The sequence below is a fragment of the Bacteroides hominis genome (assembly GCF_033042785.2).
In the GTDB taxonomy this organism is placed as follows: Bacteria; Bacteroidota; Bacteroidia; order Bacteroidales; family Bacteroidaceae; genus Bacteroides; species Bacteroides hominis.
The window spans coordinates 465,494-491,440 of the sequence record NZ_CP178829.1; the positions used below are offsets into that span (position 1 = coordinate 465,494).

Consider the following 25,947-nt stretch of genomic DNA (forward strand, 5'->3'; position numbering starts at 1 on the left):
AGTTGCATATTTATAATCTCGATAAAAGGATATTTAGCTCCTTTATTTCCTGCCTTTCATCATCATATACCAAAGCATTTCTATATGAATGATTGCTTGTACATATCGTTCCTATCTTGGGAATTTCTTGTATGTCAGAGTTGGATATTAATAATCCATTCAAGATACATTTACCTATATATGCGGAATGTTCCTTGAATAAGGGAATTTGTTGCAATCGTTGGATTATTGCATTAAGTGCTATGCCTTTTTCTTGTTCCCTGATTGCAGACAAAGGTAAGAGTAAATGGAACAGTACATCTCCATATTTCTCTTTTGTAATCCTCATTAATTCCGAATATGTGAGATACTTCAAGTGAAAGTTGCCACTAACTTCCCCGATTAAAGTGTCATTCAAAAAATAATATGTACAGCAAGGATGAAATTCTATTGTCAATACAATATCGCTGCCGATAGGAAGTGTTAGAGTTCTTGGGTTTTCTATTTCACCTTGATTTTCGGATGTTTTCAAATCAATTTGAGATAGCCAACACCAATATTTCTTGTACTTCTTTTTATCCAACAATGTTAGTACAAGTTCTTCATCCCATACTTCATCAAAATTCACATCCCTTTCTTCATCAAAGGCTTGAATATGATGATGCAACATTACGTTCCAAAAAAGTGCATTTGAGAACGAATATTCTTTTTCCGATATTACATTCATTTTTATTTCATTTTGGGCTGCAACTAATGTTCGGTGGCTAACCGACCTTTAAGGGGAGGTTGAGCCGCTTGTTAATCGTCTTTATTGGATTGAATGTATTATTAAAGATACTTCGTCTTTTTGATAAAGATAAGTTTTTATTATACAAGATGTTTTTTGTAATGATAAAAAAACTTTAACCGACGCTTCACAATAGGGAGACAAAGAATCAAATAGGACTAATTCAGTAGAATCCCATTTTACTTCAACTTCTTCTATTGGTTCAATCCCGTTTACGATATCATTCTCCAGAAGTTTTTCCACCGTTAAATAATCGGGAGCATACTTCCAGCGGATTATTAAGATTGCTCCATCTTTATTTACTATGCGTGTAGCCATCGGTTCATCTCCCATTACCAATAAGACATGATTGTCTATATAGATTTTCCCCAAGTAATCTGTTACGCTACATATAGCATTGTAGTTTTCTTGACCCTTCCATTGATGGGCATATTGTTGCTCAACAATGACAAATGGGCTTCCTGATGTTTCAATCCAATTATTCATATTTTTCTCAGCGATTAATGTCCGGCGGATAATCGACCTTTCTGGGGAGATTGAGCCGCTTGTTATCTGCCACTATTCACTTTGATAAGTTTCAACTACATACAAATCAACGTTAGGATAATCGTTTGAAACTTTGTTCAAAACAGCTTTTACATCATCCCATTTTAATCCTCCTAATCCAGCACCGATTGCAGGTAAGGCTATTGCCGTTACATTATCACCACTGGCTAACTCAAGCATCTGTATCAGTGCCTTTTCGATATACTCTATTTTAGCTCGTGTTCGCCACGTTGCTTGAGTGCCAAGATTATATATATGCCCGTTGCCATAATCATAATCAAATACATCTCCGGGGCAAAACTTGTTTTCTTTGCACAATAGCTTATATTCAAGATACATATCTGGATATTTGTCTTTGAACTGCACGGCAATGCCTTTACCCATTGCACCGGCGCAATTACATCCGTGCGCATAACTACTTACACCCTCAATGCGGAATATGTCGCCTTTCTCAATATACCTAATCATTGTTTTTTCTTTTTTATTGTTATTTTATTCTGGCAGATAATGTCCAGTGGATAATCGACCTTTAAGGGAAATTTATCCGTTTGTTAGTCGCTTTATTCTGCAATATAAGTTTCCAAATATTGAATACCGTTGTAACTGTCTAATTCATCCACAAATTTTTTAGGTGTTTCATATGAATCATAATTTTTCTTCTTAATAAAGATTTTCTGATTCCTTTTGTTGTCCTTGAAACCATTGGGTATATAGCACACAATACAATTTGATGGCTTTATGTGGTATTCATCAATATCGGATTCAATATACCAGTCAAGGACAAGTTTGTTATCAATCATCATTCTAACAAGATTAAAAGGATTTTCGGGTTCATCCTTAATTTCCACAGTTAGAAATTCTGGATAGTAATACTTTATATTAACGTCTTTACAGAACTGACAGCGATGTTCCGGATTGGGACGTTTCTTTGTACGACCTTCTTCGTAATCTCGTATTTCTTTCATGTACTCATCTTGATTGAAATACTCCATAAATTCTTCCCGACTTTTAGCGGTTGTGCCAATCCAAATCATATATTCTAATCCAGCATTAGACCCTTGCATTCCTTCAGGCGACAGTTCAAACTCAAACGTACCAAGATAAGTCATGGTTGTGGTATTCTCTGCCTTTTTAGGAGATATACCCTCACGACAATTATAGCAGATAACAGCATTTGCCATTGTAATATTTTTATCAGCCATCGACAGACTTATCTTTTGGGTATCAGCAGGAATAAGGTTGAGTAATCCTGCCAAGCCGTCAGATGTGAATTTCATAATAAGAAAATCCTCATCATAGCTCATTACACCAAGCTCCTTACAGAACTGGCAACGAAGTTCCTTATTGTCTTCATCGTAATCTTTCCACCATTGACGGAAAGCCGATTGATCCATATATTTCTCAAAGTCAGCTTCGGAATCGAATTGACCGACCCATATCATTATCTTACTCATTTTCTTTTTTTATTTTTCAAGCGACTAATGTTCGGCGGATAATCGACCATTTAGGGAGATTCTTCCGCTTGTTATGTGCCTTACTTACTATTCCTCATATTTCTCAGCATTTTCAAGCCCTCGTATAAAATCCTCAAAATTTTCTGCTAATGTAGTTATTTTGAAATCTGATTCTTGATCGATATGCACAACTTTTGGTTCTCCGAATGGACCACATTCTCGATAATCCAAGAAAATCATATCATGCCCAGCACTCGGACAGTCACAAATAGCCACACCTATTTCTGGATATCCCCATTCATCAATCATAAACTGACTGCCAATTTCTCCACATAGTGAATAGTCCTTTTCCCTACCTATACCGTAAATGCCAGTTATAGCAATATGGTCTTCAGCCCAATTTGTGGGTGAATCAGTAGGGAAGCATGTATTGAAAGGGATGCCTCCATTATGCTGCTTCATCAGCCATATATAGGAAGCTGGCAACTTGTATCCTAATTCTTTCTCTACATCAGCTATCAATTCATCAGTTGGGGCATCACTGATATACTCCTTGCGGGCATAGTAATTATCATCCCAAAAGTTTGTAAAATCAAAACCTTCAAATTCTTGTTTCATATTCTCATTTTCTTTTTTTTGTGGCACATAATGGTTTGCAGCTTGCCGCCGTGAGGTGGCACAGGTGCTTGTTATCAGTCACTTTTATTTCAAATCTTCTTTATTTATAGTAATTATTCTATTCGGTATAAAGAATTGAGATGCTTCCACATCTATGCTGTTTGATATATAGCACTTCCAAAATTTCACGTATAGAAATTTCTTTTTGATTTTACGAAAAAACTTGGAAACCATTTGAGAAAAATCATTATTATCAGAACAGCAATAAAAACGTCCAGCAATGTATGCCATATCTTCCCTTTGAAAAGGAACTCTATATTCTAAAACTGGACTTTTCACATAGTCCAATACTTCAGCTGTTGTTCCATCATAATATTCATGTGTATAATATGATATATATTGTTGGAAAGATTTTCCGGTCAAATACATCTTCCGGTCATTAGCACAAATGTCAAAAGGAGATAAATCTCCTTTATAATGTGGGACACACAACAACTCTCCAAATACACTTCTAAGCGTATTTGCAATCATCTCATCATCATTTTTATGCGAATAGAATTCAAATTGCTTTCCCATGTTCTACTGGTTTTAATGACTGATAATGTTATACTATCAGCCGATTTGGCTGTTATTTTCTTTAAGTATCAGACCTCGTCTTCCTCCATCAACAGATCGTCCAACGGGCTTTTGATATTGCTTTTGAAAGTGTCGGCTATGTGGACATACCTTTCTGTCGTCTTGATATTGTTATGTCCCATAAGCTCTTTCACTATCTTGATGTCGGTTCCCTGCTCCAGCAGGTGAGTGGCGAACGAATGGCGCAGCAGGTGCGGATAAATCCGTTTCGTGATTCCCGCTTCCCGGGCCGCTGCCTTCAGCCGTTTCGACACGATACTCTCGGTGAAAGGTTCTCCCGGTCTGTGTTCAAAAAGCCACACTTTCGGTTTGTATAGTCTGTTATATTCCGTCAGCTTTTTCATCAACGGTCTTGACAGCAGGGTGTAGCGGTCTTTTTTCCCTTTACCCTGCCGCACCCGTATCAGGGAGCGGGATTCGTTGATGTCGCCGGGTTTCAGTTCCAGCAGTTCGCTGATGCGCAACCCTGCGGAATAGAGTATGGAGAACATACAGAAGAAACGCAGGTCTGTCACCGTCACGTCGAGTATTTTCTTTATTTCCTCCTTGCTCAACACGTCGGGCAGCGTCTTCTCCCGTTTGGCACGGTTCACCTTGTAACACCGCCGTTCCTGACCGAGAACTTTCTCGTAATAGAACTTGATGGCGTTGATACGCTGGTTTTGCTGGCAGGAGGATATGTTTTTCTCGTGGATGAGATACAGCAGGTAGTCGTTTATCTCGCCGGGAGTAACCGTTTCAATCTTACGCCCCTCGAAATGCTGTTGGAAATCGCGGAAATAGGAGGTATATACCCTTACGGTATGGTCACTGTAACGCACTTGCTGAAGTTTTTCCAGATAGCCTTCCGGCAGTGGCGGCCGTTTGTCTTCCTCTTTACGGGGTGCGGTTTCCTTGATGGCAGAATAGTCTATAAACGCCATTTTTACATAGCGGTCGAAGAACTCGGCAAGCACGAAATCTTCTGCCGGCAGATAAGCCCTGCCGCCGACAAGCAGTACGTTTTCTTCCTTCGACAGCGACAAGCGGATGTCATTGTCATTACCGAAAGTCACTTCGACAAATTCTCTCCCGTTTCTTATCACCGGAGAAAGTTTGATCTTGGTTTTTGGGGTATATATTTCCATGCCTCACGTTTTGTCGGATATTGAAACCCGTTTTCGCAAATTTATAAAAAAACACGGGTTATCCATGCGCTTTATTGACATTTAACAATAGATCCCGACTACCTGACAAATAAGGTGAGGAGCCACGAAAATACCCTCTGCCAAATCCGTCCTTCCCGGCACTCCGTTTCTCCGATTTCCTCTGCCCTGCGCCACAAGCGGCCACTTCTGTGCCCGATGCTTCCATAGCCTTTCCAACTCTTTTACGTTCAGCCGGTTCCCCTTACTTTCGTTCCCGCATCGCTATTGGTGCTAACTAAAAACACTCGTAATTATGGACGAAAACGTAAAGAACGACGCTAAACAAGTCATGCTCGTTCAGAATGCCGACGACGGACGACTACAAGCCGTTACCGGCGTGGATCAGGACGGCAATATCCAGACCGCCGACCCCACGGATCAGAACGTGGCGAGCCTGCTGAACGTGAACACGCAGGATTCAGCCCTCGAAGCCTTCTTCAAAAAGTTCATGGAACAGGCCCAGAACCCCGTCCACACGGGTATCTTCGTCATGACGGAGAATGCCCTGAACAAACTTATCCGCATCGACTTCGACCCGGAGATTCTGGAAAATTACCGTATCGACCCCTCCGAACGGCTTCAGACGCAGGAGCAGCGGCAGTTCGAGCCGCTGGACGTCACGAAGATAGACCTGGCGGATATGGAGAAGAAAGGTATCCGCATGGAGGACATCGAGCCACACCTGAAAGCCATGTCTTACGGACATAAATCCAACGGGCTGGTGGAGATGAACCCCGAACTGGAGAACGGGATGCGTGTTTCCACCAAAGGGCGCGTGTCGCTCGAAGAGCAGGCGGACGGCTCGCTGCGCGTCGTGCCGCATTACTGGCAGGAACGGCCCGACCTCGACGCCCCCTTCCACGGGGTGCTGCTCGATGAGGAGGCGAAAACGAACCTGATGAACACCCGTCATGCCGGGAAAGTGATCGACCTGGAGCTGGAGCCGGGCAAGCTCACGCCCTGCTACGTGTCGATAGACAAATGGACGAACACTCTGGAACCCATGCCCGTTTCGCTACTCGAAAAACGTGCCCGTATCAAGGAGGCCGACCTCTCGGAAGGCAAGCAGATGGATTTCTACGGCGGCGGCAAGGTGTTGCTCGAAGGATATACCACCCGCGCGGGTTATAAGCGGGATGCCTATATCCAAATCGACGCGGCCGAACGTAACTATTCCTTTACCTACGACGGTTTGGATCGCAACCGCTACGCCCAGGAGAACAAGGAGATTTACCGCCAGAAGGCCGCCGAGAAAAACGGACGGCAGGAAACTACGGCCTCCGAACGACAGCCCACACTCACGATTCACCGGACAATCCTCAAAGCCTCCGTGCCCAAAGAGGCTTATGACCAGTGGACGGAAGCGGTGAACGACCCCTCCAAGCGGGCGGATGTCAAGGCTTTCTACATCAAGGGCATGGTCAAGGACGGGCAGGGTGAGCCGTTCAACGCCTGGGTCAAGCCCAACTTCGAGCGTAACAAGATGGACTTCTTCCGCTGGAATCCCGACCGTGCGAAACGGCAGGGAGCGGAGGTCAAACCCGCCGTTGAAAGCCGTACCCAGGTCGCCGTCAATTCCGAGGGCAAGACCGTCGAAGCGGTCAAAGGTGTGAAAGAGCCGCTCAAGCAGGGACAGCAGGAGGCCACTCCGGCGCAAAGGAGAAATTACCGCAGCTGCAAAAAGAGCAACTCCAAAGGTGTCAAGGTATAACGTATGAAATGGTTCTACATGCAGACCGGAGCCATGCCGCTCCTGATCGCAGCGCTGGCCGCCTTATACCTCCGGCCGGGTAAACGCAGCCCCCCGGAGGAGGCAGACGACGGACGGCAGTATTACGACGGGAACAGCAACCATGTCTATTACGACCGCCGGCTGATCGCCCGTCCGGAAAAAGAGAAAGAAGAACTACAAGAAAACAACCACTGAAAAATCCGAATCATCATGCAAGTTATTATCGCAGAAAAGCCCTCGGTGGCGCGTGAGATCGCCGCCATCGTGGGAGCCACGAACCGTAAAGACGGTTTTATAGAGGGAAACGGCTATGCCGTAACCTGGGCCTTCGGCCACCTGGTCGGGCTGGCAATGCCCCAACAGTATGGCATCGCGGGTTTCCGCCGGGAAAACCTGCCTATCCTGCCATCATCGTTCATCCTCCTGCCCCGGCAGGTTCGGGAGGGTAAAGAGTATAAGGCCGACCCGGGTGTCGTGAAGCAGCTCGGTATTCTCCGGGAATTGTTCGGCATGGCCGAGCGCATCATCGTCGCGACCGACGCGGGGCGTGAAGGGGAGCTGATCTTCCGCTACATCTACTCTTACCTGGAATGCCGTACCCCTTTCGTGCGGTTATGGATCAGCAGCCTGACCGACCGGGCCATCCGCGAGGGGTTACAACACCTTCGCCCCGGCAACGAATACGACAACCTTTACCTCTCGGCCAAAGCCCGCAGCGAAGCCGACTGGATCGTCGGTATCAACGCCTCGCAAGCGCTTGCTGTGGCTGCCGGGCGGGGTGTCTGGTCGCTCGGACGGGTGCAGACCCCCACGCTGGCGATCATCTGCTCCCGTTACCTGGAGAACAAGGCGTTCAAGCCCGCCACCTATTTCCGGCTGAAGCTTTCCACGGCAAAGGAGGGCACGGAGTTCACCGTCCTCTCCACGGAGAAATTCGACGGCAGGGAGAAGGCGGAAGCAGCCCGCGCCGAGGTTATCGGCGCCCGAACGGTACGCGTCGTGAACGTGGAGCGCAAGGAGACCAGGGAACAGCCGCCTCTCTTGTACGACCTGACGACACTCCAGAAAGAGGCCAACAGCCGGTATGGTTTTTCGGCAGAAAAAACGCTCGACATCGCCCAGTCGCTTTACGAGAAGAAGTTCATCACTTATCCCCGTACCGGCTCACGCTATATATCGGAAGATGTGGCCGAGGAGATTCCGGCACTCATCGGGAACATGACACGCTATCCCCGTTTCGCGGAATACGCGAGCAGGATGGATACCGCATCTCTCTCCCGCCGAAGCGTGGACAACGAAAAGATCGCCGACCACCACGCGCTGCTTCCCACCGAGAACCTCCCTTCCGAACTGGATGCCGACCACCGCATCGTCTATGAGATGGTCGCGGGGCGGATGCTCGAAACCTTTTCCGGGGCCTGCGTGAAAGAAAACACTTCCCTTACCCTGCAAAGCGCGGGGCATGATTTCACGGCCCGCGGCAGTATCATGGTCGAGACGGGCTGGCGGGCCGTCCTGAATGAACCTGTCGAGGAGAAAGAGGAGGACATGACCCTCCTTCCCGACATCGTACAAGGCGACGAGCTGCCCGTCAAAGGATGCGGCACGGAACAGAAACAGACCCGGCCGCGCCCCCTTCACACGGAATCGAGCCTGCTGGCGGCGATGGAAACCGCCGGACGCGAACTGTCCGACGAGGCCGAACGCGAGGCGATGAAGGATGCCGGCATCGGCACGCCCGCCACCCGTGCCGCCATCATCGAAACGCTCTTTGCCCGCGAGTATGTCAGGCGAGAGAAAAAGTCGCTTGTACCCACGGACAAGGGACTGGCCGTGTATGCCGTGGTCAGGGACAAGAAGATCGCCGATGTCGCCATGACGGGCGGCTGGGAACTGGCCCTCTCGAAGATCGCTACCGGGGAGATGGACGCCCCGACGTTCCATCGCGGTATCGAAGTCTTCGCCTCGCAAATCGCCAAAGAACTGCTGGAAGCAAGAATCGACGGCGCGGAGAGTGACACAGCCTGCCCGCGTTGCGGCAGGCCCGTGGTGTTCTATCCCAAACTCGCCAAGTGTCAGAATCCCGATTGCGGCCTGACCGTATGGAGAACCGTGGCCCGCAAGGAGCTGACCGACAAGCAGCTCGCGGAACTGCTGACCAAAGGCAAAACCGGCACGATCCGAGGATTCGTCAAAAACGGCGGCGGGACGTTCGACGCGGCCCTCACGCTCGATGACCAGTTCAAGACCTCGTTCGTTTTCGAGCCACGCGATACTCCCAGGCAGGGAAAGAGGAACAAACGGAAATAATCGTTACCTTTGCCACTGGAAAAGACCTGTCATAACGAGATACGCTTGTTTGATAAGGATTTTTTCAGTGGTCGGCGCTTCGGGTGGGAACCCGGGGCGCCTTTCTCTTCCCCGATTATCAACGACCACTAAAAATTCTTATCATGCCAGACAAGCAACACCATACCCCCACGGGGGAATTGTCCTATTACGGACTTTCGTTACTATCCTACCTCAAGGACAGCCACCCGGAACTCATCGCCGAAGGTGAATTCATCGCCGAGCGGGCCGACAGCGCCGCCCAAGCGTACAGCGAGGCGATCCGTTCGGGCTGCAACCACATCGAGGCCGAAGAAATTGCCCGCGAGGAACTCTACCGCGGACTGCACTTTTCACCCTACAACACGCTGGTAAACATCCTCTGGAGGGAATTCGAGGCGGAGATTCCCGAGGATACCGCCCGGCAGGCGGCTCTACGCCTGCTGCCCCTCTGCCGCGGAGTGCTGGAGAAGTACGACCTCACGGACGACTTCGCCGACACGCCCGACTACGAACTGTTCTATACCGAACTGACGGGAACCGTCCAAATACTTCTCGAAGATGGCATTCAATAAGAAAACCCACCTCCGCCAGAATATCGACGCGCTGAAGACGGCCTTCACGCTCGACAGGGAACGGCGGGCGCCGACTCCCGAAGAAGAAAGGACACTCGGCGCATACAGCGGCTTCGGCGCCATCAAGGAAGTGCTGGAAAACCCCACCGGGAAACCGGACAAGGACGGCATGGCAACGCTCGTGGCCGAGTTGCACGAGGTCATCAGGGCGAATACTCCCGACGAACGGGAATACAAGCGCTACATGGACGGGATCAAGAACTCCGTCCTGACGGCTTTTTACACGCCCCCGAAAGTGGCAGACGCCATCGTGGAGGCGATATGGGACACGCGGATCGTCCCAAAACGTATTCTTGACCCCAGCGCGGGAACGGGGGTTTTCGTCAATGCCGTGGATTTCCACGACCCCTACGCGGAGATCACCTGCTTCGAGAAAGACCCCGCCACGGGGTTGATCCTGAAGCACCTGCATCCCGAAAAACGGGTGCGGGTACAGGGATTCGAACGTATCGAACCCAAATACGCCGGTTACTACGACGTGGCCGTGAGCAACATCCCTTTCGGGGACGTGGCGCTCTTCGACCCGTTCTTCTCCACCCATACCGACCCCGTGCGGCGGCAAGGCACACGGGCGCTGCACAACTATTTTTTCATGAAGTCCGTCGATATGGTACGCGAGGGCGGCCTGGTGGCATTCATCACCTCGCAGGGAGTATTGAACGCCGAGCAGGGACGCCCCGTGCGCGAGTGGCTGATGAACCGCTGCGAGCCCGTATCGGCCATCCGGCTGCCGAACAACCTCTTTACAGAACACGCAGGGACGGAGGTCGGCAGCGACCTGGTTATCCTGCAAAAGAAAGCCGCCACGGGGGAACTGTCCGAACGGCAGCGGGATTTCATCGAATCCCGCAAGCTGTCGAACGGCATCCGGATAAACAACCTTTTCCAGTCGTTCGACAGAGTGATCCATACCGAGGCCAAAGTAGGCAAAGACCCCTACGGCAAACCGGCGATGGAGTTCACCCACGCGGAGGGCGTGGACGGCATCGACCGGGAGATGCGGCGTATGCTCTCGGAGGATTTCAACCGGCATTTCAACGAGAGTTATTGCCTGGAACATGCTCCGGAACAGACACCCGGTACACCGGAGCGGGAATTGTCCCGTTCCCGTCAGGCGGAACGCCAGCGTGCCGAAAGATACGAGCCCCGCCTTGCCGGAGAAATCGTCAAGGAGATTATCGCCGACGCCCGTAACCTTCAGCAGCAGCGGGAAGAGGAGGAAAAACGCCGCGTCGTCGCAGAAATGGCGGCGCAGGGCTACCATGTCGATACCGAAACCGGGGAGATTACCCGAATCGAAAACAAACCCGGACAAGTGTTACCGGATTCTGCCGCCACACCCGCCGGAGAACCGACCGGAGAGGATCTGGCCGACTTCGGGGCCTGGTCGAAGGAGCGGGAGAATCGCTTGTGGGAGCAGCACCCGCCGAAACCCGAAGATTTCGGCATGGCGGATACTCCCGTGCAGCACGTGGGCGGAACAACGGAACCGAAACCGCGGGAGGGCTTCGCCGGGTCGCTTTTCGACACGGTGGAAACGGCGGCTGCCGAACCGGTAAACGTGCAGCAGGAACCGTTGCTGACGCTCTACGACCTGTTCGGCTTCAGCGCCGAGGAGCGGCGGCAGGCAGAACTCGGTATATCCAAGAAAAGGAACAGCCGCCGGGGAGCAAAGCGGAAGACGCCCCGGCAACCCTCGTTATTCGCCCCGGCCTCCTCTCCGGAGGAACAGAAGAGCGAAATGCCGAAAACGACGCCACCGGAGCGTGATCCCGAAGACTTGTATGCCTCCCTGAACTGGGAGGACAACCCGCCGATCAACGGCTTTTACGAGATGATGATGTCGCTTACCCCGGAACGGAGGGCGGAACTGCGCCGACAATGCGCCCGGCAGCAGGAAACTCCGGAACAGCGGGAACGGCAGGCGGTACGCCCCCCGACGGAAGCCCCGAAAGACAGACGGAAACAAGCCGCCGGTACGCCGAGAACGGGCAGCTTGTTCGACACGTCGGAAAATCCGGAGGAGGAAGAACCCGGTAAAGAAACGCCACAGATACGGGAGGTGGATATGAAACCCCGCCCGTTCGAGGGGGAGGTCGCCCCCTATTTCCGCGAAGGGACACTCGTCACGGACGGACAAAACCGGGTCGGCTACCTGCGGGGGATTGAATCCCTGCAACCCATGTTCCACCCGCTGGAACTCACGCCTGCACAACGGACGAAAGCCTCCATGTATATCGAGATACGCGATGCCTATTACCACCTTTATAACAACGAGGCGGAAACGCTGACGGCGAACCCCGCCCTGCGGGAGATGCTCAACCGGCTTTACGACAATTTCACCGAACGCTTCGGACGGCTCAATGACAAACGCAACCTCGACCTGATCAAGATGGACGCGCGGGGGACGGAGATTCTATCGCTGGAGCGTTACATCGACGGCAAGGCACGCAAAGCCGACATCTTCGAGCGTCCCGTGGCCTTCAATCCCGATGAGATCACGCACGCCGACGATGCTTCGGAGGCCCTTGTGGCCAGCCTGAACAAGTACGGCCGGGTGGAACCTCGCTACATGGCATCGCTCACGGGAACTACCGTGGAGGGAATACTCGGGGAACTGAAAGGACGTATCTATTACAACCCGGAAACGGACGGCTACGAGGTTGCCGACAAGTTCATCGCCGGCAATGTCATCGGGAAAGCCGAACGGATCGAGGCGTTCCTGCGGGAGAATCCCGACCACGCCCCGGCCCGGGAATCGCTGGAGGCTCTGCGCGAGGCGACACCCAAACCCATCGCTTTCGACGACCTGGACTTCAACCTGGGCGAACGGTGGATTCCAAAAGGTATTTACGAGCGTTTCGCCTCCTCGCTCTTCGATACGGAGGTGAAGATCACCTTCGCCTCCAACCTGGACGAGTACGGCGTGAAGGCGGAAGCGACGAACGTGAAGATCACGGAGCAGTATGCCGTCAGCGCGCAGACCCGTAAGTACAACGGCCTGCACCTTTTGAAACACGCCCTGCAAAACACTTCGCCCGACATCACCAAGACCGTCCTCAAATGGGTGGACGGCGAACGGCGGGAGGTCAAAGTGCGTGACGGGGAGGCCATACAGCTCGCCAACAGCAAGATAGACGAGATCCGGGGTGCTTTCCCCGAATGGCTGCGCGAGCAGTCGTCCGACTTCAAAGACCGCCTGACAGACCTCTATAACCGTACTTTCAACTGTTACGTGCGCCCGAAGTACGACGGGACGCACCAGGAATTCCCCGACCTCGACCTCAAGGGGCTGGGAATAGACAATCTGTATGACAGCCAGAAGGACGCGATATGGATGGACAAACTGCTCGGCGGCGGGATAATCGACCACGAGGTGGGCGGCGGAAAGACCCTCATCATGTGCTGCGGGGCCTACGAGAAGAAACGCCTCGGACTGGCCAACAAACCCATGATTATCGGGCTGAAAGCCAACATCCATGAAATAGCCCGGACGTTCTGCACCGCTTACCCGATGGCCAAAGTCCTCTACCCGGGCAAGGAGGATTTCACGCCCCGGAAGCGTGAGCGCATCTTCCGGGAGATACGCAACAACGACTGGGACGCCGTGATCCTCTCGCACGAACAGTTCGGCATGATACCCCAGTCTCCGGAGATACAGCAGGAGATATTGCAGGCCGAGCTGGACTGTGTGGAGGAGAACCTCGAAGTGCTCAAAGCACAAGGCAGGGACGTTTCCCGCGCCATGATGAAAGGGTGTCAGAAACGCAAGGCCAACCTGGAAGCCAAGTTGCAGAAGGTGGCGCACGCGCTGGAAACACGCAAGGACGACGCCGTGGACTTCCGCCTCATGGGTATCGACCACCTCTACGTGGACGAGAGCCACAAATTCAAGAACCTGACTTTCACGACCCGGCATGACCGGGTGGCGGGCCTCGGAAATCCCGAGGGGTCGCAGCGGGCGCTCAACATGCTTTTCGCGCTGCGTACCATACAGCAGCGCACGGGCCGCGACCTGGGGGCGACGTTCCTCTCGGGAACGACCATCTCCAACTCGCTCACGGAACTGTACCTGCTTTTCAAGTACCTGCGCCCGAAGGAACTGGAGCGTCAGAATATCCGCACCTTCGATGCCTGGGCGGCCATTTTTGCCAAGAAAACCATCGACTACGAGTTTTCCGTGACCAACGAGGTCGTGCAGAAAGAACGGTTCCGATATTTCATCAAGGTTCCCGAACTGGCCATGTTCTACTCCGAGATTACAGATTACCGCTCGGCGGAGGATATAGGGATCGACCGACCGCAAAAGAACGAGATATTGCACAATATCCCGCCGACACCCCAGCAGACGGAGTTCATAGAACGGCTGGTGCAGTTCGCCAAATCGGGCGATGCCACGCTCCTGGGCCGCCTGCCGCTCTCGGAGCGGGAGGAAAAGGCGAAAATGCTCATTGCCACAGACTACGCCCGCAAGATGTCGCTCGATATGCGTATGATAGACCCCGAACTATACAGCGACCACGTGGACAACAAGGCGAGCCACTGCGCCCGTATGATTGCCGGTTACTACCGCCGTTTCGAGGCGTACAAAGGTACGCAGTTCGTATTCTCCGACCTGGGAACCTACAAACCCGGAGCGGGGTGGAACGTCTATTCCGAGATACGGCGTAAACTCGCGGAGGATTACGGCATACCCCAAAGCGAGGTGCGGTTCATCCAGGAGGCGACCTCGGAAAAAGCGCGCAAGGAGATGATCGCCGGTATGAACACCGGAAAAATCCGCGTACTCTTCGGATCGACCGAGATGCTCGGGACGGGAGTGAACGCGCAGAAACGCTGCGTGGCGATACACCACCTGGACTGCCCCTGGCGTCCCAGCGACCTGGAGCAGCGCGACGGGCGGGGAATACGCACCGGGAACGAGATCGCCAAACTCCATGCCGACAACAAGGTGGACGTGATATTATACGCCGTCGAGAAGTCGCTCGACGCCTACAAGTTCGGGCTGTTGCACAACAAGCAACTGTTCATCCGCCAGCTCAAGACCAACAACATGGGAAGCCGTACCATCGACGAGGGGGCCATCGACGAAAAGAGCGGCATGAATTTTTCCGAGTATGTCGCCGTCCTCTCGGGAAATACAGACCTGCTGGACAAAGCCCGCCTGGAGAAGAAGATTGCCACGCTCGAAAGCGAACGCCAGGCATTCGTGCGCGGCAAATCATCGAGCCGCTACAAGCTGGAGCAGATCACGGAGAAGATAGAGAAGAACAACGACCTGATACGGCGTATCGGCAAGGATCTGGAACACTTCAAGGCCCGCGTCGAGTTCAACGAGGACGGCTCGTACCGCAATCCCGTGAAACTGAACGGGCTGGAAACCTCCGACCCCAAGCTCATCGGGAAACAGCTCAACCATATCGCCGAAACGGCACGCACGCTCGACAGGCTCGAACCCATCGGGAGCCTCTACGGGTTCGAGCTGCTCGTCCAGAGCGAAACGACCGGGAAAGACGGGCTCGACCTGGTGCAGAACCGTTTTTATGTCCGGGGTGAAGGGGATTATCTATACCAGTATAACTACGGGAATATCGCCTCCGACCCGCGACTGGCGGCGATGAACTTCATCCACGCGCTCGCGACCATCGAGCCGACACTGGAGAAATTCCGGAAAAAGAATGAGGAACTGGAGAAAGATATTCCCGTCCTGCGGGAAGTGGTGGAAAGTTCCTGGCGCAAGGAGCCCGAACTGACGGCCCTAAAAGCTGACCTGACGGAAATAGACCGCAGGATACAGCAAAGCCTCAAACCGATAGAAGAGAGCGAGGGAAAGGAGGCGGAGGAGGATAACGACGTGTGCCGGGAACGGCATGACACGGCGGAAGAGCTCCCGAAGGAAGACAACACGGCGGCCCGTATTCCTTCCCGGCTGCGGCAGATTGCCGACGCCTCCGGGGGGCGCATCGTGATCGCGGGCGTGGGCAGCCCGCCGGAGAACGGCCCTGCGAAGAAAGGGATCAAGATGTAAACGAAAAGCCGACGGAAGTACAGATTTCCATCGGCTTTTTTCATATGTCCGTGAGCGTTGTCGTCACACTTCCTGCAAGAGTGTTTGCAGCTCCTCCTGCGTGGGAAGATAGGTCATGTACTGGGCGGCGAAGACCTGCTTTTCATCTTCGGGCAGCGTATAACGGACGACCGCGTCGTTTTTCTCCGCGCAGAGGACGATACCCACCGGAGGGTTATCCCCGGGATTCATCAACTCACGGGTGTAGTAATTGACATACATCTGCATCTGCCCCAAATCCTGATGGGTCAGCTCCCCGGATTTAAGGTCTATTAAAACGAAACAACGGGCCAGGTAATTGTAAAAGACCAGGTCGATGTAGAAATGCTTGTCATCGAAGGAGATACGCTTCTGTCGCGCGACGAAGGCGAAGCCTTTCCCGAGTTCGAGCATCAAGCGCTGCAAGCGGCTGATGAGCAGTTGCTCCAGATCGGTTTCCAGAAAATGCTCTCCCTGCGGGATACCGAGAAACTCCAGGATATACGGGTCGCGGATGATCTCTTTGGGTTCGACACGTCCGGGTTCGGTACGGGAAATCTCCTCTTTCACAGCTTTCTTGTCTCGGCTGGCCAGCAGGCGGTCATAGAAAAGCGTGTTGATTTGGCGGTCGAGCTGCCGGACACTCCAGTTTTCCTTGACGCACTCGTGCAGGTAAAAATCACGGGCGGCATCGCCCGACACCTTGAGAAGCGTGCGGCAATGCGACCAGCTCAATTTATCACACAGCGTGTGATATTTCGGGTAGCACTGGTAAAACTGCCTCATGTACCGCAGGTTGGTGGCCGTGAACCCGTTTCCGAACTCCGCCACGAGCCGCCTGGAAAGGGTGTTGATGACAGCCTTGCCATATCCGGCACGGTCGGTTCCCTGCTGCTCGTACTCCACTATGTATTTCCCTACCTGCCAGTAAGCCCTCACGAGGGTCGAATTGACATGATGTATCACCTTCGCGCGCGCTTCCTGCAAGATATGGCGCACATTATGCAGCAGCTCTTCCTCCCCTTTGTCGGCAGGATATATTTTATCAGTTTCTTTCATTGCTTCATTATTATATAGGCTTCATTCAGCAAACATACTGATTTTACGGCAAATATCGAGCGGTTGTACCGCCTTGTCGTGCCTTATTCCATGTATCTCCGCGTTTTTCCATGACGCCGGACTCTCGGGACAGGGCCTAACCGGAACCGGCAGGACGATCCTTTTTCAGCTTGCGGAAATTACTGAAGTTACGCTCGATGAACCGCAGGACGTCCGATTCCCGGTAGAAGGTCTTGTGATAGATCATCTCGTAAGGCAGCTCTCCCGAGGTGCGGTAACGCTGGAGTGTGCGCTTGCTGATATTGAGCATACGGCACAGGTCGTAATTGTCCAGAAGACGCTCCCCGTCAGGCAGGATGGAAAGCGGTTGCTCCACGTCCCCCGCGCACAGCTTCTCGATACGTTCCAGCCGTTCCGAGAGCCGCTGCATCCATCCGTCGAAATATTCCTTGTCCAGAAACATGGCCTACTCCTTTGGTTGGTTCTTGCGCCGCACGGAACGCTCCTTCAGCACACGGCGGATTTCCGTGAGGGAATAATACAGCTTCCGGTTGATGGCCGAATAGGTGATCACGTGATCCGAGCGGAGGCGTTGAAGGGTACGCCCGCTGATACCCAGGTAACGGCAGACCTGCTCGCCGTCCATCCATTCGTCGTTTATATACTCCTTATTCCATGCACGCCCCTTTTCAGGGAGAGAGGCGATTGCAGCCTCTATTTTCTCTATACGCCCGACAAGCTCGTTATAGGCTCGCGAACCGATCACTATGATTTTCATACTCCTTTGTTTTTTAGTCTGTTACAAAGGTCGGGCTTATATGGACAGCTTAAAACGAGGTCGGTACGACTTTTTTTTGATAATTTGCAGTGAACTGATTCTCAACGGTTCATGCGGTGAAGAAGGCAGTGTTTTTTACCGAAATCCGCGGCCCGTACTCGGTATTTTTATGGGCAGAAATGCGATAGAATACTGTGATTCAACGCTTAACGGTGTTCTAATCCGGACGGGGCTACAACGGAACACCCGTATCGGCTCCTTATACGGGTGCAAATACGGGCGTTCGGGAAAGTTCCTTTCGAGAGTTACGGGGGAAAACCGACCTCGGTTCTTTTGTTATATACAACGCTGATTATCAGTGTTTCTATAAGGAATAGAGTGCTTTACCGGTTCATATTCTACTCGGAATTGCCGTTTTTCTTGTTTCGCTTCCACGTCTGCATACGTTTAAGCAGGGCCTCTTTCGCCTTGTCAAGCCACGGTGTCGGGTTGTTTCGGATTTTCATATCGCAGAATGTCCTCGAAAGGTTCATGTCGAGGTGTACGTTGAAAGCGTTGGAAATGTAGCTGGCAAGTTGCGTGAGTGGCACATTGCCGAAACAGCCTTTACTGTCGAGCAGGTAAATAAGTTCCGTCAGATCCGTCTTCGAGTCCTGCCATGTCGGACGCACGTCAGACAATGGCAGAACCATGTTCCGGAGGTTCGTGCTCTCCAGTGATTCCAATTCGCCCATAAGATAAACCGACAACATATCGTTGGCCAGGATTTTCGCCACCTTGAAATCCGCGTTTGTCGAAAACTGCGGGTCGAGTTCATAGTAGAAGGTTTCCAGGTATTGCTCCGTGTCGGTCTGCCCGCGCAGGAAATAGAGGCTGTCCAGGTGTGTAGCGCCGCTGCGGAAATAGCGGATAAAGTCAAGGCGTTTCTGCGTGTACGCGTTGATGGCCCGAACATGGGCGTCCAGGTACTCCCGTTGTGCCTCGATACTTCCTACCGGACGGTTCATCTCGATATTGTAGAGCTTGCGGTAATAGATCAGACGGCAAAAAAGACGGGGTTTGATTTCTTTGAAGAACTTTATTTCCTCGTCATCGTTTTGAAAACGGTAGCCGATGATATATTGTTTCAAACGGTCGAACGCTTCTCCCAGGACACGTGACGCTTCAAGCGACTTTTTCAACACGTCGGTATCCCGCGATTCGATACGTTCGATACTCCGCAGGACTTCGCTGTTTAATTTTTCTATAAATGCAATCATAATCCGTCTTGTTACTTTCGCGTATAAAGTTAGCGAATCGAAAAACCGGCGGATTACGATTTTTATCTTTCTCTTCGTTTTTTTATCACGAGGCCGATTTTAATGTCAGATCCGGCCTTCCTGGCGGATGGAAGTGGGATTGCTCCCCATATTCCGCTTGCAAAAGTCCGTAAAGTGGGATTGGGCGGAGAAACCGCACATGTAGGCTATTTCCTGCAACGTGTAGTGTGTCGTCCGCAGCAACTCCCCGATACGTTCGATACGGCGCTGACGTAACCACGAGGAGGCCGAGCAGCCGAAAACCCGCTGGAAACGCCGGCGGAAGGTAATCGTGCTGGAATACCCGCAAACCCCGGCGAGTTCCGTGACGTTATCCGAGGCAAGATAATTCGATTTGACACGGGAGATGAACTCGTAATCGTCCCCCAGGTGCAACAGCTCCTCGAACTCCCCGACATCGGCGGGAGTGAGATGTTCATAAGAGGCGTCGAGCATTTTCAGCATGACAGCAGCGTTACATTCAACGGGCATACCCAATGTCTTACGGGCTTCACGCAGGTAATTCTTAAACCGCAGCCGCAGCGTGTCGTGATGCGGGTAGGAACACTGGAACAGAATGGTGCAGACCGTCCGCAGTTCATCGACACAACAGTAGCCGAAATACCACGTTACAAGACGCTCGACGTAATGGACGGCATGAAACTCCTCCGAAAGCATCAGAAGAAGCAGGAACGGGGTGAAATCCTGGTATTCCCCCGTTATGGGACGGGGTGCTTCGTCAAGCAAGGAGGCAATGTCCCGCATCAGAAGAGAATCTCCCGAGTACGCTTTTATTTGTTCGGAACTGCGGGCATAATCCCGGTAACGCGATATGACCGCCGACAAAGCATTGAACTTCACGGCGTGAACGCCTTCTATAAAGGAAGGGCGAAGACTGTTGTAAATGGATAAGTCGGTTTGCATAAGTCATTTCTATAAAACGGAGCCGCATCCCCTTGTTGCCAAAGCTCCGCAAGTCGTTACTTATGAACCGCTTGGAACACGGTACGAATCCTAATTACAAATATATCGCATCCGACAATCCGGAACAAATATCAGCAGGCAAAAATGAAAATAAACCTCGTTATTTTTGATTTTTACCTGCAATAATATTATATTTGCAAACAAATAAGAGTTGTTTGACAGCATGAGAAATATAGTGTATCAAAGCACTTTACCAATTTCTTATCCGTTGCCTATTCTCATGCGAGTTTCTTTTAATCTATTTGTAGTCAATTAAATACCTTCAGACTACATCAAATATAGCAAAAAACTATCAATAAACTCTTTTCCTGATTAGAAAAGAAATTGCTATTCAGTAAATTATATAACTTGAACCTTATGACCGCATTTGGCGACTGCATAATATGCACATAAAAAACGGCCTCGAATGATTATTCCGAGACCGTTTCTGTCAAATTCAAGTTATATCAGTCCTTTATATGGCAAGCGCGTTTTCAAAGGTGCGTCTTGTGGAATGTCATAAATATTGCTTTTCTATCTCTTCTGTCTTGTATAGAGGAAGAAAGCCGTTTTTGTCGTAATACTTAAGCACCCTTTCCTCGTTGTACGCATCCACTACGATAAAGCGGCATCCCGTTTTATTGTCCTCGTGACGGAACCAGTCTTTTATAAAGGTCATCAGTTGCTGTCCTACATGGCTCGGTGTGCCCTGATATTCCCGGTTTACCCCCAGTCTTCCTATCAGTACAGCCGGGTAGCTACGCCCACGTTTTGGGTTTACGATATTACGTTACAAACGATTTTTGTCATTGGAAGAGATTAATTTGGTCTTGATGCTGTCATTAGCCAAGGTAAACAACGCTACAATACGGTGCGGAAATTCAGTCGTCACCCAACAATAAGTTTTCCCTAAAAGTTCATCCGCATATAAATCGGCATCATGAAGGAAAAAATCATCAAGATCATCCTCGCCGCAAGTGAAAGGGAGACACTTTTCCCGCACTTCCCTATATAGGCAGGCATGACGCAATCATCGTATAAAGAAATCCCGTCCATTGTTAGTTGAATCGGAATGAACGGGATTTCTCCAATACCTTTTGTAGCCGTTTCTTGGCCGCCACGGACAACTGTGGAGTTACCTTTACGGCATTCTTTTCTGCATTACGCACGAAATCTTCTGCCGTAGCACCTTCCAAAACCGGAATATTCTTAATCGTTATAACCATAATCATTAATTTTATGCAAATACTACTTTATTACCATACAACAAAATGGTACGCAGAATTTAACAATAACAGGGTTATATCAATTCACAAACAATTTGCCACTTTTTTATGTGGTTATTCTAACCATATTACATTCCTCTTACTATCCTGTCGTCGCTCCCTCGCCGGTTAGATTTTCCCATGCAAAGGTACAGCGGTCGTCCGGCGTCAAGCACCACTGTGCTAACGGCTCTTGAATTTGCCCGGCAGCCTTCCGCAAATCAAAGATGGCCTTTCAGTTCCCCGACATGCCGTGCCTGTCGGGTTGGGTATTCCGTGAAATTCCCGGCCGTTTGCTTGCCTTTCCGTCCTTTCCCCGCTGTCTGGCTTGCATGTAAAATCTCTCCCGGCAAGGAAAGCCGAAAGGCTTCCGAAGGGAGGGAAAAGAAAAGCAAGTTCAACAAATTAAAATTCAAGGTTATGCACAGCAAGATTTTTCAAATTACTCGAACACGAGTGGACAAGGACGACTACATGAACGAGGACACCCTCATGCAAGGCGATGACAGCTTTTTCGATTATTGTGCCGAGATTGACGACGAAGAACGCCAGTACCATATCGACAACTTGGTAAACAACATTCTGCCCAAAGGCATGTTCGAACTTGTTTCCGACGATACCATACGCTACAATGGCGGTGCGGCACAATGGAGAGAAGAGTTTGTCGCAGACATTCGAAGCAGGGCGGAAGCCATTACCCCCGAAAGCGTACAGGAATGGATTGGCCCGGTCTATCAGCTTGAAAAATTTCTGAAAAACCCGCTCGATACCGCCTACTGGTTCTACATGGACGAAGAGGGATTGCAATCCCACGCCGAGCAATCCTACGAGTTCCTGCGGCAGGTATGCGAATTTGAACCCGGCACGCTACTCTATATCGGCGGTGTTATCGACTATCATTTTTAACCTCAAAATGCAAAACGATGAAAGGTACGGAACATTTCAAACAGACTATCAAGGAATACTTGGACGGCAGGGCGCAGACAGACGAACTTTTTGCTGTCTCCTATGCCAAAGAAAACAAGAACTTGGACGATTGTATCACGTTTATTCTCAATCAAGTAAAGGCAAGCGGCTGTTGCGGAATGACTGACGACGAGGTGTGGTCGCTCGCCATTCATTACTATGATGAAGACAACATCGACGTAGGAAACCCCATTAGCTGCGGTGTCGTGGTCAACCACAAAGTAGAACTGACCGAAGAAGAAAAGGCACAGGCACGAAAGGAGGCGCTGAAAGCCTATCAGGAGGAAGAAATGCGCAAGATACAGCAACGCCACAGCAAGCCGAAGCCGACTGCCAAAGCCGCACAGAGCAACCAAACAGAACTTTCACTTTTCGATTTCTGACCATGAAAGCACGAACGAAATTCCAACATAAGGTAGTAGCCGCCAACAGGCGGTTACTGCCTATCACGGAGAAGCAAACAGAATGGGCGTTCCGTCATACCGTCGGACATTACGCTTTTCGCACGCCCAGCGGACAAACGACCTGCCTCGATTGCGGGTATCGGTGGAACGAGACGAAAACTAAACATTGCCATTGTCCGAACTGCCATGCCAAACTGACGCTCAAAGACACGCTTTGCCGCAAGACGGACGAGAAAAGTTATTTTTCCGTCATCACCACACAGGACGGATTTCAGGTACAGCGGATTTTCAGAATGACCGTTTATTATCACAAGAGCCGGAAAGCTCGGACGGACGTGTGCGAAGTGGCGAGGTATTGGTTGGACGAGAACGGTAAAACTGCTCTGACGGCCTTACAACGGGCAATGGGACGTTACTTGGATTGTTTTCTGTACGGGTCGGGATTGGAACTGCGGAACGACAACTATGTTTATAAATATATTGCGGATTGTTACGTTTATCCGAGATATACATCTATTCCGAAATTACGACGCAATGGTTTGAAAGGTTCGTTCGCCGACATCGCCCCGCAAAAGCTGATGAAAGCTCTGCTGTCTGACAGCCGTGTGGAAACGATACTCAAAAGCGGACGTAAACGCGACCTCAAGTATTTTATAGACCACCCGCAGGATTTGGATTTCTGTTGGCCGTCCTACAAAATCGTGTTACGCCAGAAGTATCGGATAAAAGACATGGGAATATGGACAGATTATCTCCGTATGCTCGACAGGTGCGGCAAAGACTTGCACAACGCCCACTATGTTTGCCCTGCCGATTTGAAAGCCGAACACGACAAGTACCAGAACAAGGTGCGTATTCTCCAAGAGCAGAAAAAACGCATGGAGCAGATGAAACGGGCAAGGGAAAACGAGGCACGTTTCAGGGAGTTGAAAGGCAAGTTCTTCGGTCTGGAGTTCACGGACGGGACGATAGTCGTCCGTGTGCTGGACAGCGTGGAAGCCTACTACGACGAGGGCAATGCGTTGCATCACTGCGTAGGACAGTGCGAGTATTACCTCAAGCCGAATACGCTGGTATTCTCCGCACGGATAGAAAACAAGAGGGTCGAGACCGTAGAGTTGAGCCTCGAAACATTCAAGGTGCTGCAGTCGAGAGGGCTGTGTAACAAAAATACGAAATACCATAAACGGATTATGAACCTTGTGCATAAGAACATCGCACTTGTCCGAAAACGTATGACCGCCTGATACCGGCTGCTGTCGGTCAACCACCTGCCAATCGGGACAGGTGGTTGTTTATATTCCGGCCGTTGCCGCATACTTTTGTAGGCAGCTATCTTCACTTGAATAGCCCAATCAGCCATTTATATGCCATGAGCAGGCAGGACGTTTATAGTTTGCTTCTCCCTTTTATACCGTCGGATTATCATTTCCTCGAAGCCCGTCACCGCCACAGGCTGTTTTTACCGTGCAAAGGTACGGCGGACGAACGGCTGACCAAGTATCGCAGAGCTACCTTGCTGAAATTTGACGAAAACTTTCCGAAATCACAGATCCCGGTATTTCATAAAATTTCATCGGCGGTTCCTTGTTTGCGGTTCTTGCTTCCGCCGTCGGGTATCGCACATAAAAACCGACCCTGCGGCGGGCTGAAAAGCTCGGAACAAAGGGAAATAAAAAAACGAAACGATGACAACAACAGAACAAATTATCGCAGTAGCCACAGGATTGGGCTGGCAAGCATCGACAACGAAGTACGAAAATAGAGTGGTGTTCGATTTTCAGCAATATACGCCCAAAGGGCAGGATTTCAACGTCTCTGTTGAAATGAAAGACGGGGATTTCGACAGGTTTCTGTGTGAATTGGAAAATTTCTACGAAGGCTTCGACCCCGACTATGAAACCTACCTGTGGATAGGCAATGACGGGCACGGCAAAAACGGTGCGCCCTACCACATCAAAGACATCGTAACCGATATGGAAGAAGCCGAGAAAATGATAGAAACCCTGTATGAAACATTAAAAAAAGCAATAGCATGAGAATGAAAACACTTTACACAAAAGATGCGGAAAGGACAGGAATAAGCCGCTTTCCAAATTTCCACAAGACAGGAAGCATCACCGGAATGAAAGAACTGTATTATGGCAAAAACGCCCTTTTGGTACGTTGTGGCAATTACATCTACAATGTATCGAGCGAACCCGAAATTTATTATAACATAGCACATTAAATGATATTCATTATGGAAAGGACAAGTTGTAAGACGGATTTTCAGAGTTGGAAAGGTATAATGGCTCTAAAATTACTCTGCTGCAATATAATTGCAGGCCGTTTTGATTGGAAGAAATATTGTACGCCACAACCTTACTGTGGTCAGGATATTTGCGTCATACCATTACATTGCTCCTACGGACAGATAGGCTATACCGTGTATTTCCCTTATGCTGATATGCCGGAAGTGGAATACGATTGGGAAATGAACAAATTAACTATCGACAAAGAGAACTGGGAAAGCTATTTAACGTGAGTATAATTCAAATATAGCCAGTTGCCCGTCTTTGAAAAACATACATCAATGACGGGCTTCTTTCAAAAAACAGTATGTTGTTATGGTAGAAAGGGAGTTGGAAATAAAGTTGTATTAAAGGAGCGGGGCATGGAATATTCATTCAACCATATATTTTCCCTGAAATTGAGCAATTTCTTTGCAAAAATCATCTGCTATACGATAAATCTCCGTAACTTTGGTCTCTGAAAACATCATGGTAATTGCTTAAATGTCGTTAATTGAATACTATAAATTCAATGCTTTTATTGCTATGTGCCTAATTTATTTACAGAATTAGAATTGAAAGAATATGACACAGACTTTTTATACCAAATGGCAATCTTCTGTCCTTGCAGATGCAGGGAATTATGTATCAAAGGAATACAATAACTTCCAAACGGCGTTGTTGAGTGAAATATCCAAATATGCAAAAGCCGTGGATGCGGCAGTTGTAGCCGAGAGCAAGGGGCATTACCTTACAAGTTGCTTTATTGAGCGTAACGGTAAATTCGTGTACATAAGCCATTCTTCGGATGCGCGGATGGACGGTGGGGTAAAGATAGAACTTGATTCGTTCCTGATACGGACTGCCCGGCACGTAAAGGATTATACTGGTGGTATCAATCAATATTGCGATATGTCACAGCTACAGTCAATGATTGACAAACTGTTGTCTTAATGTAATGTATAAGAATGTGAGGTGGCTTCACTTCAACGC

General features: G+C 50.2%; 25 protein-coding genes and 1 pseudogene. 12 read left to right on the plus strand and 14 right to left on the minus strand.

The annotated features are described in order from the left end of the window. Nucleotides 1-10: 10 nt before the first annotated feature. From R3O62_RS02120 to R3O62_RS02150, 7 genes are all read right to left on the minus strand, one after another. The gene (locus R3O62_RS02120) at nt 11-706 is read right to left on the minus strand and encodes an Imm19 family immunity protein (RefSeq protein WP_007851804.1); all 696 of its coding nucleotides are present in this window, start codon (nt 704-706) and stop codon (nt 11-13) included. 81 nt (nt 707-787) lie between these two features. Then, nucleotides 788-1,252 carry an Imm21 family immunity protein gene (locus tag R3O62_RS02125; protein ID WP_009040062.1) on the minus strand — a complete coding sequence of 155 codons (465 nt, stop codon included), beginning with the start codon at nt 1,250-1,252 and terminating at the stop codon, nt 788-790. A gap of 72 nt (nt 1,253-1,324) precedes the next feature. Then, entirely contained in the window at nt 1,325-1,780 is a 456-nt protein-coding gene (locus tag R3O62_RS02130; RefSeq protein WP_029427323.1) for a macro domain-containing protein, read from the minus strand. Nucleotides 1,781-1,872: 92 nt separating this feature from the next. After that, nucleotides 1,873-2,766 (minus strand): immunity 22 family protein, encoded by an 894-nt coding sequence (locus tag R3O62_RS02135; RefSeq protein WP_005681356.1) that lies wholly within the window; start codon nt 2,764-2,766, stop codon nt 1,873-1,875. An 87-nt stretch (nt 2,767-2,853) separates the two neighbouring features. Next, nucleotides 2,854-3,384: an SMI1/KNR4 family protein gene (locus tag R3O62_RS02140; RefSeq protein ID WP_004295476.1), complete on the minus strand. Its 531-nt coding sequence runs from the start codon at nt 3,382-3,384 to the stop codon at nt 2,854-2,856. Nucleotides 3,385-3,468: 84 nt separating this feature from the next. After that, nucleotides 3,469-3,960 carry a hypothetical protein gene (locus tag R3O62_RS02145; RefSeq protein ID WP_004326133.1) on the minus strand — a complete coding sequence of 164 codons (492 nt, stop codon included), beginning with the start codon at nt 3,958-3,960 and terminating at the stop codon, nt 3,469-3,471. A 68-nt stretch (nt 3,961-4,028) separates the two neighbouring features. Then, nucleotides 4,029-5,147, minus strand: a complete 1,119-nt coding sequence (locus R3O62_RS02150) for a tyrosine-type recombinase/integrase (protein ID WP_004319196.1) — start codon at nt 5,145-5,147, stop codon at nt 4,029-4,031. A gap of 313 nt (nt 5,148-5,460) precedes the next feature. On the opposite strand from R3O62_RS02150, the gene R3O62_RS02155 reads away from it, so the two are divergent. The 5 genes from R3O62_RS02155 (at nt 5,461) to R3O62_RS02175 (ending at nt 15,930) form a co-directional block, all read left to right on the plus strand. Continuing rightward, entirely contained in the window at nt 5,461-6,918 is a 1,458-nt protein-coding gene (locus R3O62_RS02155; protein ID WP_004303814.1) for a DUF3945 domain-containing protein, read from the plus strand. 3 nt (nt 6,919-6,921) lie between these two features. After that, nucleotides 6,922-7,134, plus strand: coding sequence for a hypothetical protein (locus R3O62_RS02160; protein WP_007486319.1), 213 nt, complete (start codon nt 6,922-6,924; stop codon nt 7,132-7,134). Nucleotides 7,135-7,149: 15 nt separating this feature from the next. Further along, nucleotides 7,150-9,249, plus strand: coding sequence for a type IA DNA topoisomerase (locus R3O62_RS02165; RefSeq protein ID WP_007851815.1), 2,100 nt, complete (start codon nt 7,150-7,152; stop codon nt 9,247-9,249). Between the two features lie 143 nt (nt 9,250-9,392). Beyond that, nucleotides 9,393-9,842, plus strand: coding sequence for a DUF1896 family protein (locus R3O62_RS02170; protein WP_007486316.1), 450 nt, complete (start codon nt 9,393-9,395; stop codon nt 9,840-9,842). After that, nucleotides 9,829-15,930 (plus strand): helicase-related protein, encoded by a 6,102-nt coding sequence (locus R3O62_RS02175; protein WP_317472926.1) that lies wholly within the window; start codon nt 9,829-9,831, stop codon nt 15,928-15,930. The genes R3O62_RS02170 and R3O62_RS02175 overlap by 14 nt, the downstream gene beginning before the upstream one ends. Before the next feature lie 63 nt (nt 15,931-15,993). Here the strand turns inward: R3O62_RS02175 and R3O62_RS02180 are convergent, their stop codons facing one another. The 7 genes and pseudogenes from R3O62_RS02180 to R3O62_RS02210 all read right to left on the minus strand — a co-directional run bounded on the left by R3O62_RS02180 (nt 15,994) and on the right by R3O62_RS02210 (nt 21,272). Then, nucleotides 15,994-17,007 (minus strand): PDDEXK nuclease domain-containing protein, encoded by a 1,014-nt coding sequence (locus R3O62_RS02180; protein ID WP_004295486.1) that lies wholly within the window; start codon nt 17,005-17,007, stop codon nt 15,994-15,996. 136 nt (nt 17,008-17,143) lie between these two features. Further along, nucleotides 17,144-17,470: a helix-turn-helix domain-containing protein gene (locus tag R3O62_RS02185; protein ID WP_004295487.1), complete on the minus strand. Its 327-nt coding sequence runs from the start codon at nt 17,468-17,470 to the stop codon at nt 17,144-17,146. Between the two features lie 3 nt (nt 17,471-17,473). Next, nucleotides 17,474-17,785 (minus strand): helix-turn-helix domain-containing protein, encoded by a 312-nt coding sequence (locus R3O62_RS02190; RefSeq protein ID WP_004295488.1) that lies wholly within the window; start codon nt 17,783-17,785, stop codon nt 17,474-17,476. Nucleotides 17,786-18,183: 398 nt separating this feature from the next. Beyond that, complete coding sequence (locus tag R3O62_RS02195; RefSeq protein WP_004303821.1) at nt 18,184-19,044, minus strand: RteC domain-containing protein; 861 nt, start codon at nt 19,042-19,044, stop codon at nt 18,184-18,186. Nucleotides 19,045-19,149: 105 nt separating this feature from the next. Further along, nucleotides 19,150-20,007: a helix-turn-helix transcriptional regulator gene (locus tag R3O62_RS02200; protein ID WP_005681366.1), complete on the minus strand. Its 858-nt coding sequence runs from the start codon at nt 20,005-20,007 to the stop codon at nt 19,150-19,152. 501 nt (nt 20,008-20,508) lie between these two features. After that, nucleotides 20,509-21,102 (minus strand): annotated as a pseudogene (locus R3O62_RS02205) (N-acetyltransferase). A 2-nt stretch (nt 21,103-21,104) separates the two neighbouring features. Continuing rightward, complete coding sequence (locus R3O62_RS02210) at nt 21,105-21,272, minus strand: hypothetical protein (RefSeq protein WP_007219681.1); 168 nt, start codon at nt 21,270-21,272, stop codon at nt 21,105-21,107. Nucleotides 21,273-21,731: 459 nt separating this feature from the next. On the opposite strand from R3O62_RS02210, the gene R3O62_RS02215 reads away from it, so the two are divergent. The 7 genes from R3O62_RS02215 (at nt 21,732) to R3O62_RS02245 (ending at nt 25,908) form a co-directional block, all read left to right on the plus strand. Beyond that, a complete protein-coding gene (locus R3O62_RS02215) occupies nt 21,732-22,217 on the plus strand; it encodes a hypothetical protein (protein WP_007219816.1) in 486 nt (161 codons plus the stop codon). A gap of 17 nt (nt 22,218-22,234) precedes the next feature. Beyond that, nucleotides 22,235-22,660: a PcfK-like family protein gene (locus R3O62_RS02220; RefSeq protein WP_004289410.1), complete on the plus strand. Its 426-nt coding sequence runs from the start codon at nt 22,235-22,237 to the stop codon at nt 22,658-22,660. 2 nt (nt 22,661-22,662) lie between these two features. Then, nucleotides 22,663-23,928, plus strand: a complete 1,266-nt coding sequence (locus R3O62_RS02225) for a PcfJ domain-containing protein (RefSeq protein ID WP_004289409.1) — start codon at nt 22,663-22,665, stop codon at nt 23,926-23,928. 441 nt (nt 23,929-24,369) lie between these two features. Beyond that, nucleotides 24,370-24,720, plus strand: a complete 351-nt coding sequence (locus R3O62_RS02230; protein WP_004289407.1) for a hypothetical protein — start codon at nt 24,370-24,372, stop codon at nt 24,718-24,720. After that, a complete protein-coding gene (locus R3O62_RS02235) occupies nt 24,717-24,911 on the plus strand; it encodes a hypothetical protein (RefSeq protein ID WP_004289406.1) in 195 nt (64 codons plus the stop codon). Before R3O62_RS02230 ends, R3O62_RS02235 begins: the two co-directional genes overlap by 4 nt. A gap of 12 nt (nt 24,912-24,923) precedes the next feature. Further along, the gene (locus R3O62_RS02240; RefSeq protein WP_005776176.1) at nt 24,924-25,208 is read left to right on the plus strand and encodes a hypothetical protein; all 285 of its coding nucleotides are present in this window, start codon (nt 24,924-24,926) and stop codon (nt 25,206-25,208) included. A gap of 331 nt (nt 25,209-25,539) precedes the next feature. Beyond that, nucleotides 25,540-25,908, plus strand: a complete 369-nt coding sequence (locus R3O62_RS02245) for a hypothetical protein (protein WP_004289403.1) — start codon at nt 25,540-25,542, stop codon at nt 25,906-25,908. Nucleotides 25,909-25,947: the final 39 nt, after the last annotated feature.